General features: G+C 73.4%; 12 protein-coding genes. 6 read left to right on the top strand and 6 right to left on the bottom strand.

The annotated features are described in order from the left end of the window. Positions 1-681, bottom strand: a 681-nt coding sequence (locus ACFWA7_RS23505; RefSeq protein WP_385824979.1) for an acyl-CoA dehydrogenase family protein, incomplete at its 3' end; no start/stop codon positions are given. After that, on the bottom strand, positions 678-1,826 hold the full coding sequence (locus ACFWA7_RS23500; protein WP_385546304.1) for an acyl-CoA dehydrogenase family protein: 1,149 nt from the start codon (positions 1,824-1,826) through the stop codon (positions 678-680). The genes ACFWA7_RS23505 and ACFWA7_RS23500, both read right to left, overlap by 4 nt. 61 nt (positions 1,827-1,887) lie before the next feature. On the opposite strand from ACFWA7_RS23500, the gene ACFWA7_RS23495 reads away from it, so the two are divergent. The 5 genes from ACFWA7_RS23495 to ACFWA7_RS23475 all read left to right on the top strand — a co-directional run bounded on the left by ACFWA7_RS23495 (position 1,888) and on the right by ACFWA7_RS23475 (position 6,593). Beyond that, entirely contained in the window at positions 1,888-2,676 is a 789-nt protein-coding gene (locus ACFWA7_RS23495; protein ID WP_385824977.1) for an SDR family oxidoreductase, read from the top strand. 37 nt (positions 2,677-2,713) lie between these two features. Beyond that, a complete protein-coding gene (locus ACFWA7_RS23490; protein ID WP_385546310.1) occupies positions 2,714-3,325 on the top strand; it encodes a TetR/AcrR family transcriptional regulator in 612 nt (203 codons plus the stop codon). Positions 3,326-3,352: 27 nt separating this feature from the next. Then, positions 3,353-4,510 (top strand): acetyl-CoA C-acetyltransferase, encoded by a 1,158-nt coding sequence (locus ACFWA7_RS23485; protein ID WP_385546312.1) that lies wholly within the window; start codon positions 3,353-3,355, stop codon positions 4,508-4,510. A 189-nt stretch (positions 4,511-4,699) separates the two neighbouring features. Next, entirely contained in the window at positions 4,700-4,903 is a 204-nt protein-coding gene (locus ACFWA7_RS23480; RefSeq protein ID WP_385546315.1) for a cold-shock protein, read from the top strand. A 94-nt stretch (positions 4,904-4,997) separates the two neighbouring features. Next, positions 4,998-6,593 (top strand): DEAD/DEAH box helicase, encoded by a 1,596-nt coding sequence (locus tag ACFWA7_RS23475; protein WP_385824975.1) that lies wholly within the window; start codon positions 4,998-5,000, stop codon positions 6,591-6,593. A 729-nt stretch (positions 6,594-7,322) separates the two neighbouring features. Here ACFWA7_RS23475 and ACFWA7_RS23470 read toward each other — a convergent pair. From ACFWA7_RS23470 to ACFWA7_RS23455, 4 genes are read right to left on the bottom strand one after another with little or no spacing between them, the layout of a single operon-like run. Next, positions 7,323-8,390, bottom strand: coding sequence for an NAD(P)H-dependent flavin oxidoreductase (locus ACFWA7_RS23470; RefSeq protein ID WP_385546321.1), 1,068 nt, complete (start codon positions 8,388-8,390; stop codon positions 7,323-7,325). Beyond that, entirely contained in the window at positions 8,390-9,127 is a 738-nt protein-coding gene (locus tag ACFWA7_RS23465) for a CoA-transferase subunit beta (protein ID WP_385546324.1), read from the bottom strand. Before ACFWA7_RS23465 ends, ACFWA7_RS23470 begins: the two co-directional genes overlap by 1 nt. Continuing rightward, positions 9,124-9,972 carry a CoA transferase subunit A gene (locus ACFWA7_RS23460; protein WP_385546326.1) on the bottom strand — a complete coding sequence of 283 codons (849 nt, stop codon included), beginning with the start codon at positions 9,970-9,972 and terminating at the stop codon, positions 9,124-9,126. The genes ACFWA7_RS23465 and ACFWA7_RS23460 overlap by 4 nt, the downstream gene beginning before the upstream one ends. Next, positions 9,969-10,733, bottom strand: coding sequence for an enoyl-CoA hydratase family protein (locus ACFWA7_RS23455; RefSeq protein WP_385824973.1), 765 nt, complete (start codon positions 10,731-10,733; stop codon positions 9,969-9,971). Before ACFWA7_RS23455 ends, ACFWA7_RS23460 begins: the two co-directional genes overlap by 4 nt. Positions 10,734-10,789: 56 nt before the next feature. Between ACFWA7_RS23455 and ACFWA7_RS23450 the strand changes: the two genes are divergently transcribed. After that, complete coding sequence (locus ACFWA7_RS23450) at positions 10,790-11,569, top strand: SDR family oxidoreductase (RefSeq protein WP_385824971.1); 780 nt, start codon at positions 10,790-10,792, stop codon at positions 11,567-11,569.

Genomic DNA, 11,569 nt, shown 5'->3' with positions numbered 1-11,569 from the left:
AGCCTCAGCCCCTCCGGCCCCACCGGCCCCGGCTTCCCCGGCCCCGGCCCCACCAGCCTCAGCCCCTCCGGCCCCACCGGCCCCGGCTTCCCCGGCCCCGGCCCCACCAGCCTCAGCCCCTCCGGCCCCACCGGCCCCGGCTTCCCCGGTCCCGGTCCCACCGGTCCCGGCCCCGGTCCCTGCCCCACCGGTCCCAGCCCGTCCGGCCTCGCCCGCAGCGGCCCCGTCCGCCCCCGTCACCACCAGCACCACATCCGCCCCATCCGCATCCAGCGCGTACCCTCCGCCCGTCCCCTCCGGCACCGCCAGCGTGACGACGCTCTCGCCCGCCAGCACGCCCGGCAGCAGGCGCTTGGCCGGGGCGGGGTCGCCGCCGTCCGCCAGGTGGCAGAGCAGGGCCGTCGCCGCCGCCGTCTCCACCAGCGGGCCCGGTACCGCGTGGCGGCCCAACTCCCGGTAGGCCATGGCCAGTTCGACCGGGTGGCGGCCCATCCCGTCGTGCGCCTCCGGCGCCGCGAGCGCGAACACCCCCGCCCCGGCGAGCCGCGCCCACAGCGCCCGGCCGGGCCCGTGGTCCCCGGCAGACCAGGACCGTACGGCCGACGGGGTGTCCGAGGCGGTCAGGAGCGCGTCCAGGGAGCGGGCGAAGTCGCGCTGCTCGGCGGTCGGCAGAAACCTCATCGGGGGCGGCCCTTCGGGAGACCGAGCAGGCGCTCGGCGACGATGTCGCGCTGGATCTCGTTGGTACCGGCGTACACGGGCCCGGCGAGAGCGAAGACGTACCCCTCTCCCCACCCTGCGGGCGACTCCGCCAACTCCCCCTCCGTGCCCAGCAGTTCCAGCGCCGTCTCGTGCAGCGCGATGTCGTACTCCGACCAGAACAGCTTGTTCAGGCTCGACTCCGCGCCCATCTCCCCGCCCGCCGCGAAGCGGGACGCGCCCGCGTACGTGAACAGCTGATAGGCCCGCGCCCCGATCACCGCGTCCGCCACCCGGTCGCGCATCCCGCGGTCCTCGCCCCGCTCGCGCCACAGCCGTACGAGCCGGTCGGCGGCGGCCAGGAAGCGGCCGGGGGAGCGCAGGGTCAGGCCGCGCTCGTTGCCGGTCGTCGACATCGCGATGCGCCAGCCCTGCCCCGGCTCCCCGATGACGTCCTCGTCGGGGACGAACACCTCGTCCAGGAACAGCTCCGCGAACGCCGGTTTGCCGTCGAGGCGGCCGATCGGGCGGACGGTCACCCCGGAGGCCCGCAGATCGAACATCACGTAGGTCAGGCCCTGGTGGGGGCGGGGCGCCGCCGGGTCCGTACGGAAGATACCGAAGGCGCGGTCGGCGAACGCGGCCCGCGACGACCACGTCTTCTGCCCCGACAGCAGCCAGCCCCCGTCCGTGCGTACGGCCCGGGACCGCAGCGACGCCAGGTCGGACCCGGCCTCCGGCTCCGACCAGGCCTGCGCCCACACCACCGCCCCGCTCGCCATGTCCGGCAGCACCCGGGCGCGCTGCTCCTCCGTGCCGTGGTCGAAGAGCGTCGGCGCGAGCAGGCTGATGCCGTTCTGGGAGACCCGGCCTGGCGCGCCCGCCGCCCAGTACTCCTCCTCGAAGGCCAGCCACCGGAAGATGTCGGCGCCCCGGCCCCCGAACCGCTCGGGCCAGGAGACGGCCGACCACCGCCCGGCGTACAGCTCGGCCTCCCACTCCCGGTGCGCGGCGAAACCCTCCGCCGTCTCCAGGGAGGGGAGCGGCGCGCCTGGCACATGGGCGGCGAGCCACCGGCGCGCCTCGGCGCGGAAGGCGTCCTCCTCGGCCGTGTGGTCCAAGTCCATTGCGGGGCCCGCCCCTTCGCGACCGTTCCCTAACAAGTGTTTGGTAGGTTAGCCTGCGGATGTGACCGACAACAAGGTTCCGTACGTGCCCGGGCACGGCCTCCTCGACGGCCGCACCGCCGTCGTCACCGCCGCCGCCGGGGCCGGGATCGGCGGCGCGACCGCCCGCAGGTTCCTGGAGGAGGGCGCGCGGGTGCTGGTCAGCGACGCGCACGCGCGCAGGCTCAAGGAGACCGAGGAGGCCCTGGCGGCCGAGTTCGGCGCCGGCGCCGTGGCCGCGCTGCCCTGCGACGTCACCGACGACTCACAGGTGCGCGCGCTGTTCGACGGGGCGGTACGGCTGCACGGCCGCCTCGACGTCGTCGTCAACAACGCGGGCCTCGGCGGCACGGCCGAGCTGGCCGACATGAGCGACGAGCAGTGGGACCGGGTCCTCGACGTCACCCTCAATGGCACCTTCCGGTGCACCAGGGCGGCCCTGCGCGCCTATCGGGCCGCCGGCCGGGGCGGCGTGATCGTCAACAACGCGTCCGTCGTCGGCTGGCGCGCCCAGGCCGGGCAGGCCCACTACGCCGCCGCCAAGGCGGGCGTCATGGCGCTCACCCGCTGCGCGGCGATCGAGGCGGCCGCCCACGGGGTGCGGGTCAACGCGGTCTCGCCCTCCCTGGCCATGCACCCCCACCTCGTCAAGGTCACCTCCGCCGAGCTCCTCGACGAGCTCGCCGCGCGGGAGGCCTTCGGGCGGTACGCCGAGCCGTGGGAGGTGGCCAACGTCGTCGTCTTCCTGGCCAGCGACTACTCCTCCTATATGACGGGCGAAGTCGTCGCCGTCAGCAGCCAGCACGCCTAGCGCCGCCGCCCAGGGCCCCCAGGACCACAATGGACCCGTGCCGAAGAACAAGAAGCAGCAGGTGACCGGCGTGCCCGAGCGGCGCGGAGAACTCCTCGCCACCGCGGCCGAGGTGTTCGCCGCCCAGGGCTACAACGCCACCACCGTCCGCAGGATCGCCGACGAGGCGGGCATGCTCGCGGGCAGCCTCTACTACCACTTCGATTCCAAGGAATCGATGCTCGACGAGATCCTCTCCACCTTCCTGACCGAGCTCTGGGAGGGGTACGACGCCGTGCTCGCGGCCGGGCTCGGGCCGCGCGAGACCATCGAGGCCCTGGTCACCGAGTCCTTCCGGGAGATCGACCGGCACCGGGCAGCCGTCGCGATCTACCAGAAGGAGTCCAGGCACCTCACCGCGCTGCCGCGTTTCGGCTACCTCGCCGACTCGCAGCGGAAGTTCGAGGAGGCGTGGCTGGGGACCCTGGAGCGCGGGGTCGCGGCGAAGGCGTTCCGGGCGGACCTGGACGTCCGGCTCACCTACCGGTTCGTCCGCGACACGGTGTGGGTGGCCGCGTCCTGGTACCGGCCCGGCGGACAGCACAGCCCGGAGGAGATCGCCCGCCAGTACCTGTCGATGGTGCTGGACGGAATCGCCGTACGAGAGTAATCCGCTGGCTTATTAGGGGAGTTGGGAATGGGCGAGGCGTACATAGTCGAAGCGGTGCGCACCCCGGTGGGGCGGCGCAGGGGCGGGCTCGCGGGCGTCCATCCGGCGGACCTGGGGGCGCATGTGCTCAGCGCGCTCGTCGAGCGCTGCGGGGTCGACCCGGCCGCCGTCGAGGATGTCGTCTTCGGCTGCCTCGACGCGGTCGGGCCGCAGGCCGGGGACATCGCGCGGACGGCGTGGCTGGCGGCCGGGCTGCCGCAGGAGGTGCCGGGCGTCACCGTCGACCGCCAGTGCGGCTCGTCCCAGCAGGCCGTGCACTTCGCCGCGCAGGCCGTGCTCTCCGGCACCCAGGACCTGGTGGTCGCGGGCGGCACCCAGAACATGTCGATGATCCCGATCGCCTTCGCCTCCCGGCGGGCGGCCGAGCCGCTCGGCCTGACCGAGGGCCCCTTCGCGGGCTCCGCGGGCTGGCGGGCGCGGTACGGGGACCAGCCCGTCAACCAGTTCCACGGCGCCGAGCTCATCGCGCACAAGTGGGGGATCAGCCGCCAGGACCAGGAGGAGTTCGCACTCCGCTCGCACCGGCGCGCGATCCGGGCCGCCGACGAGGGCCGTTTCGTACGCGAGACCGTGCCGTACGGGGACGTGCGCGTCGACGAGGGGCCGCGCCGCGACACCACGGCGGAGAAGATGGCGGCCCTGAAGCCGGTCGTCGAGGGCGGCACGATCACCGCCGCGTGCTCCTCCCAGGTCTCGGACGGCGCGGCCGCGATGCTCCTGGCGAGCGAGCGGGCCGTACGGGAGCACGGGCTCACCCCGCGCGCCCGGATCCACCACCTCTCGGTACGCGGCGAGGACCCCATCCGGATGCTCTCGGCGCCGATCCCGGCGACGGCGTACGCGCTGAAGAAGACGGGCCTGACGATCGACGCGATCGATCTGGTCGAGATCAACGAGGCCTTCGCGCCGGTGGTGCTCGCCTGGCTGAAGGAGACCGGCGCGGACCCGGCGAAGGTCAATGTCAACGGGGGCGCCATCGCCCTTGGCCACCCTTTGGGGGCCACCGGTGTACGGCTGATGACGACGCTGCTGCACGAGCTGGAGCGCACCGGCGGGCGCTTCGGCCTCCAGACGATGTGCGAGGGCGGTGGCCAGGCGAATGTGACGGTGATCGAGCGCCTGTGAGCCGGGCCCGGGGGAGTGGTGCGGCCCACACGGCCGCACCGCTCCCTGAGGGGGGCACGTGGTACAGTTTCTCCGTTGCAGTTTTGGTACCCATAGACTTTATGTGCGCCTGACGGGAATGTTCCTCAGGCGCATTATTGTTTTTCCGGCTTTCTCCGGATGGGGCCCCTACCTATTCAGGAGAATGACATGGCTACTGGCACCGTGAAGTGGTTCAACTCGGAAAAGGGCTTCGGCTTCATCGAGCAGGACGGTGGCGGCCCGGACGTCTTCGCCCACTACTCGAACATCGCCTCCTCCGGCTTCCGTGAGCTCCTTGAGGGCCAGAAGGTCTCCTTCGAGGTCACCCAGGGCCAGAAGGGCCTGCAGGCGGAGAACATCCTCCCCGTCTGATCACGGCGAATTCCGAGCCGGGGCCCGCACCGCGCAGGTGCGGGTCCCGGCTTGCGTGCTGTCCGTCCACCGGGCCCAGGAAGGCAATTTCCGTATGACGCGTATGACCCCCCGCAAGCGCTCCACCTCCAGCTCCGCCAAGCCCGCCGCGAACGCCGCGCGCGGCCGGACCGTGCAGCCGCAGGGCGAATTCACGTTGCCGGAAACGGTCACGCCCGCGCTGCCCTCGGTGGCCGGTTTCGACGACCTCGACATGCCCGCGGCGCTCCTCAAGACGCTGGCCGCGCAGGGCGTGACCGAGCCGTTCCCGATCCAGGCCGCGACCCTGCCGAACTCCCTCGCGGGCCGCGACATCCTCGGCCGCGGCCGCACGGGCTCGGGCAAGACCCTCGCCTTCGGCCTCGCACTCCTGGCCCGTACGGCCGGCCACCGCGCCGAGCCGAAGGCGCCGCTCGCCCTCGTGCTCGTGCCGACGCGTGAGCTGGCCCAGCAGGTCACCGACGCGCTGACGCCGTACGCCACGGCCGTCAACCTGCGCCTGACCACGGTCGTGGGCGGCCTCTCGCTCACCAAGCAGTCGAACGCGCTGCGGCGCGGCGCCGAGGTGCTCGTGGCGACGCCCGGCCGCCTCAAGGACCTCATAGAGCGCGGCGACTGCGTGCTCGGCCAGGTACGGATCACCGTCCTCGACGAGGCCGACCAGATGGCCGACATGGGCTTCATGCCCCAGGTCACTGCGCTGCTCAAGCAGGTCGAGCCGGGCGGCCAGCGCATGCTGTTCTCCGCGACCCTGGACAAGAACATCGACCGCCTGGTCCGTATGTTCCTGACCGACCCGGTCGTCCACTCGGTGGACCCGTCGGCGGGCGCGGTCACGACGATGGAACACCACGTCCTCTATATCCAGGACGAGACCGACAAGAAGGCCGTCACCGAGCGGATCGCGGCGCGCGACGGCCGGGTGATCATGTTCCTGGACACCAAGCGTTCGGTGGACCGGCTGGTCAAGCGGCTGCTCGCGAGCGGCGTACGGGCGGGCGGCCTGCACGGCGGCCGCTCCCAGCCGCAGCGAAACCGCACCCTTGAGCAGTTCAAGAGCGGCCAGCTCACCGCGCTCGTCGCGACGAACGTGGCGGCGCGCGGCATCCACGTCGACGACCTCGACCTGGTCGTCAACGTCGACCCGCCCACGGACCACAAGGACTACCTCCACCGGGGTGGCCGCACCGCCCGCGCGGGCGAGTCGGGCAGCGTCGTGACGCTGGTCCTGCCCGAGCAGAAGCGGGAGATGAGCCGCCTGATGACGTTCGCGGGGATTCGTCCCCGGACGGCGGCGGTGAAGTCGAGCGACGAGGAGCTGGTACGGGTCACGGGCGCGCGCGAGCCGTCCGGGGTGCCGGTCGTGATCGAGGTCCCGGCCCCGACGCCGCCGTCGGGTGCCCGCACCCGTAGCCGGGGCGCCCGCTCGGGCTCCCGCACGTCGTCGGGCCGCACGGGGCAGCCCCAGGGTGGCCGCGCGCAGGGCTCCGCCCAGGGTGGCCGCGCTCAGGGTTCTGCCCAGGGTGGCCGCGCTCAGGGTTCTGCCCAGGGCGGGGCCCGGAGTGCCCAGTCCCAGGGCGCCCGCGCCCAGGCCGGCGGGGCGCGGCGTGGCCGTCCCCAGTCGGGCGGCCGTCGCAGCGCGCCGGCGTAGCCGGATCTTCCACCGGTCTCAGCCCCCACCCCGCCCGTTCCCTGAAGCCCTGGGCGGGCGGCCGGGTGGGGGTTGAGGCTTGCTTGCTGGGGGCTGTGCCCCCAGACCCCGTTGCGGGGCTGCGCCCCGGCGCCCCTGTTCGGCCGCGGGCCGGTGGGGGCTGGTCGCGCAGTTCCCCGCGCCCCTAAAGGCAGAAGGGGCCCGGCCACGTTTCAGGCCCCTCCGGCGTGCGAGGAACGGCGCCCGCGCATCAGCCGCGACGGTGTGCGAGGAACGGCGCCCGCGCATCAGCCGCGACGGTGTGCGAGGAACGGCGCCCGCACATCAGCCGCGACGGTGTGCGAGGAACGGCGCCCGCGCAACCAGGCCCTCCGGCGTACGAGGAACGGCGCCCGCACATTCAGGCCCTCCGGCGTTTGAGGAGTGGGGCAGGGGCCGTAGGTCCCGCCCTTCAGGGGCGCGGGGAACTGCGCGATCAGCCCCCACCGGCCCGCAGGCAAACGGGACCGGGGGCGAAGCCCAGGTAACCCACCCACCCCCGTGCCGGGGCCCGGGGCGGAGCCCGAAGCGGGGGCGGGGGCGCAGCTCCAGCGGGGGTACCGGGGGCGGAGCCCCCGTGAGCGGGGTGCAGGCCCCGCGAGGGGGTGCAGGGGCGCAGCCCCGCCAACGGGGTCCGGGGGCGGAGCCCCCGGGAGAGTCGCCTCAACCACCCACCCACCCCCGGAGGGTTTAGGGAACGGGCGGGGTGGGGCCAAGGTCACGGAGCGCGGACAGCGTCGCCGTCGCCTCCCGCATCACCCTCTCCACCAGCTCCCCCACGCCAGGCAGATCCTCAATCACCCCCGCCACCTGCCCGGACGCCATCACCCCCGCCTCCACCCGCCCCTCCACCATCGACGCCCGCAGCAGCATCGGCGTATTCGCCGCAAGCAGCACCTGGCTCCACGTCAGCTCCTTGCCGTGGCGGAGTGCGCGGCCGTCCGCCACCAGACGGGCCCACGACGAGCCCGAAAGCGAGCGGAACGCCGCCGCGTGCCGCACGGCCGAGACCAACGAACGCACCCGCCCGGCCCGTTCGAGCGACGCCACCAGCTCCGTACGGAGCATGCGGTGCGGCAACCCGTCCACCGCCCGCGTCACCGTCACGTCCCCCACCCCCGCCGCCAGATACCGCGCCTTCACCGCATCCGGCACCGGAGAGTCCGACGTGAGCAGGAACCGCGTGCCCATCGCGACCCCGGCCGCCCCGTACGCCAGCGCGGCCACCAGTCCGCGCCCGTCGTGGAAGCCCCCGGCCGCCACCACCGGGATGTCCACCGCGTCCACGACCTGCGGCAGCAGGACCGTCGTCGCCACCTCGCCGGTGTGCCCGCCGCCCTCCCCGCCCTGCACGATCACCGCGTCCGCGCCCCACGCCGCCACCTTCTCGGCGTGCCGCCGCGCCCCGACGGACGGCACGACCACCACCCCCGCGTCCTTGAGCGAGGCGATCAGCTCCCGCGAGGGGGCGAGCGCGAAGGACGCCACCCGTACCCCTTCCTCCACGATGATCCGCACCCGCTCCCGCGCGTCCCCCGCGTCGGCCCGCAGGTTCACCCCGAACGGCGCGTCCGTACGCGACTTGACCTCCCGTACCGCCGCGCGCAGCTCCCGCGTGGTCATCGTCGCCGAGGCGAGGATGCCCAGCGCCCCGGCCTCGGCCGTGGCCGACACCAGCCGGGGACCGGCCACCCACCCCATCCCCGTCTGCACGATCGGGTGCCGCACTCCCACCAGCCGGGTCAGTGCCGTCTCCATCAGCTACGGACCTCCCCGTCGCGCCGCCCCTCCGGGTCCAGCACCTCCCGTATCAGACGCAGTTCTTCGGGAGTGGGGTCCCGGGTGTACGGGACCTCGTCCTTCACCGTCAGCTCGAAGCCCGTCGCCGCGCGCACCTGCTCCACCGTCACCCCGGGGTGCAGCGAGGCCAGCCGCATCGTGCGGTCCGGTGTGGCGAAGTCGAGGACGCCGAGGTCGCTGACGACCCGGGGGATGCGGTGGTAGCGCGCCCCGGCGGCGGCCGCCCGGTCGTAGCCGACGCCGCACACCATGTCGACCTCGGGCACGAACACCCGGGGGGAGTGGCGCGGGATCCAGTAACTCACCGGGTTGTTGAGGGTGTTGACGGGGGCGCCGCGCACCCCGAGCAGCTGGCGGGTGGGCGCCGCCCAGTCGCCGATGCAGGAGATGTTCTGGTTGCCGAACCGGTCGATCTGGCTCGCGCCCATCATCACGTGCCGTCTGCCCCCGGTGACCATGGTCAGATGGCGGCGGTACGGCAGCCAGCCCTCCGCCGCCCCGTCCGCCCCGACCAGCGTCGCCTCGCCGTCGGTGAGCAGCAGGTCCGGGGCGAAGGTGCGCCGGGCCAGACGCGCGCCCAGCGACGGGATCAGGCCCATCGGGCTGGCCAGCACCTCCCCGTCGCCGCGCCAGGCCTCGGCGCAGGCGATCACGCAGTACTCGGCGCGGCCGATCACCACGGTCGAGTCCGTCATCGGACCTCCTCGTGCCAGGCCTGGACGGCCGACTGGTAGCTCTTCTCGTCCGGCCCCGCCAGGAACCGCGAGGCGAACTCGTCCCACGGCGTCGTCGCGTACAGCTTCTGGAACGGCTCGTCCCGCCCGTAGTCAGGTACGCACGACGTGAAGTGCGCCCCGTTCGGCGTCTCGACGACGCCCGTGACCGAGTGGCGTCCGATGAGGAGGGTCTGCGGGACGGCGTCCGCGAAGCCGCCCGGCTCGACGAGGTGTTCGCAGGAGACGTACGCGCTGTCGGCGGCCTCGCAGAACAGGTCGTCGAAGTAGGGGTCGGGGCCCAGGTACTGGGCGTTGCCGAGCCGGTCGGCGCGGTTGAGGTGGACCAGGGCCGCGTCCATGCGCAGCGCGGGCACGGCCACGAACGTCTCCCCGTCCTCGTACGGCGAAGTCACCGTCCGCAGACCGGGGTTGACCCGCATGACGTCCGAGCCCAGTCCGGCCCGTACCGGCAGGAAGGGGAGCCGGCTGGCGGCCGCGTGCAGCCCCCACATGAACATCGCCTCGTCGATCTCCGTCAGCGTGAACGCCCCCGCCTCGCGCGCCGCTCGGAAGTGCGGCTCCAGGGGGATGGAGTCGAGGGTGGCGAAGGGGGCGATCAGCCTGCGGATCCTTCCGGCGGCCGCGAGCAGTCCGACGTCCGGGCCGCCGTATGAGATCACCGTCAGATCCGTCACCGGCGCTCTGAGCAGCGCCCTGACCAGCGCCATCGGCTTGCGGCGCGAGCCCCAGCCACCGATGCCGAGGGTCATGCCGCTGTGCAGCCGCGCGACGGCCTCCTCGGGCGTCATGGTCTTGTCCGTCATGCCCGCTCCTTCCCCTTGCCCGGTTCCTCGCCGAAGGTGTCGCGGACCCGGTCGGCCACCCCGCTGAGGTTGGCCTCGAACGTGAAGCCCTGTTCGAAGCGGTAGCTGCGGCGGACGTCGACGGGGTCGATGCCGTTGATGGCGGCCTTGGCCAGCCGGATGAGTGAACCGTCCTTGCGGGCGATCTCTCGCGCCAACTCCACTGCGGTGTCGAGGAGTTCGGACCTGCGGACCACCTTCCACACCGATCCGTGGGCCAGCAGCTCCCGGGCCGTGGCCGTCCGCGAGGTGTAGTAGAGCGCGCGCATCAGGTGCTGGGGGACGAGCCGGGCCAGATGGGTGGCGGCGCCGAGTGCGCCCCGGTCCAGCTCGGGCAGCCCGAAGGTGGCGTCCTCGCTCGCCACCACCACGTCGGCGTTGCCCACCAGGCCGATCCCGCCGCCCAGGCAGTGCCCCTGCACCGCCGCGACCACCGGCACCTCGCACTCGTACACCGCCGCGAAGGCCTCGTAACAGCCCCGGTTGGCGCCGATGAGCGCGCTGTGGCCGGGGTCGCGCTGCATCTCCTTGATGTCGACCCCGGCGTTGAAGCCGCGCCCCTCGGCGGCCAGGACGACACAGCAGATCCCGGGGTCGCGCCCGGCCGTGCGCACGGCGTCGGCCAGCTCGTACCAGCCGTGCACGGGAAGCGCGTTGACGGGCGGGAAGTCGACGGTGACGAGGGAAATCCCCTTCTCGGGGCCGGTGGTGGAGACACCCATGAGCGGATCAGCTACCTTTCCACCAAACATTTGTTAGGTAGGGAAGGTAGCAGCGGATGGAGCTGGCCGGGAAGGCGGCGGTCGTCACGGGCGGCACCCGGGGCGTCGGCGCGGGCATCGCGCGGGCGTTCCTCGCGGCGGGCGCCGAGGTGGTGGTCTGCGCCCGCAGACCACCGGAGCGGCCGGTCGGAGCGGGGGGCAGGGAGGCCGAGTTCCACCCGCTCGACCTGCGGGAATCTTCCGCCGTACGGGAGTTCTTCGACGCGGTCGCGACGGCGTACGGGCACCTCGACGTGCTTGTCAACAACGCGGGCGGCACGCCCTACCGCCTCCTCGGGGAGTCGCCCGCCGAGCACCACGCGCGCGTGGTGGAGCTCAACCTCACCGCGCCGCTCACCGCCTCGCTCGCCGCGTACCCGCATCTGCGGGCGTCCGGCGGCTCGGTGGTGATGATCGGCAGCGTCAGCGGTACGCGCGCCTCGCCCGGCACCGCCGCGTACGGCGCCGCCAAGGCGGGCCTGGAGAACCTGGCCCGCTCGATGGCGGTGGAGTGGGCGCCCGGGGTGCGGGTCAACACGCTCGTCCTGGGAATGGTCCGCACCGAACTCGCGCATCTGCACTACGGGGACGAGCGGGGCGTCGCGGCCGTCGCCAGGACCGTGCCGCTCGGCCGCCTCGCCGAGCCGGGCGAGGTGGGGGAGGCGGCCGTCTTCCTCGCCTCCGCGCGGGCCGCGTACATCACCGGCGCGTCCCTCCTGGTCCACGGCGGCGGTGAGCGCCCGGCGTTCCTGGACGCGGCCACGGTCAACAAATCACCCGAGGGGCAAGGGAGTTGA

This window comes from Streptomyces sp. NPDC059994, from assembly GCF_042737755.1.
In the GTDB taxonomy this organism is placed as follows: Bacteria; Actinomycetota; Actinomycetes; order Streptomycetales; family Streptomycetaceae; genus Streptomyces.
This window is presented reverse-complemented; position numbering and strand designations above follow the sequence as displayed.

Bases quoted from the DNA above. Each gene is read 5' to 3' on its own strand.
- ACFWA7_RS23455 (WP_385824973.1), bottom strand. From the start codon at position 10,733: ATGGGTGTCTCCACCACCGGCCCCGAGAAGGGGATTTCCCTCGTCACC.
- ACFWA7_RS23500 (WP_385546304.1), bottom strand. From the start codon at position 1,826: ATGGACTTGGACCACACGGCCGAGGAGGACGCCTTCCGCGCCGAGGCG.
- ACFWA7_RS23480 (WP_385546315.1), top strand. From the start codon at position 4,700: ATGGCTACTGGCACCGTGAAGTGGTTCAACTCGGAAAAGGGCTTCGGC.
- ACFWA7_RS23465 (WP_385546324.1), bottom strand. From the start codon at position 9,127: ATGACGGACTCGACCGTGGTGATCGGCCGCGCCGAGTACTGCGTGATC.
- ACFWA7_RS23450 (WP_385824971.1), top strand. From the start codon at position 10,790: ATGGAGCTGGCCGGGAAGGCGGCGGTCGTCACGGGCGGCACCCGGGGC.
- ACFWA7_RS23460 (WP_385546326.1), bottom strand. From the start codon at position 9,972: ATGACGGACAAGACCATGACGCCCGAGGAGGCCGTCGCGCGGCTGCAC.
- ACFWA7_RS23485 (WP_385546312.1), top strand. From the start codon at position 3,353: ATGGGCGAGGCGTACATAGTCGAAGCGGTGCGCACCCCGGTGGGGCGG.
- ACFWA7_RS23475 (WP_385824975.1), top strand. From the start codon at position 4,998: ATGACGCGTATGACCCCCCGCAAGCGCTCCACCTCCAGCTCCGCCAAG.
- ACFWA7_RS23470 (WP_385546321.1), bottom strand. From the start codon at position 8,390: ATGGAGACGGCACTGACCCGGCTGGTGGGAGTGCGGCACCCGATCGTG.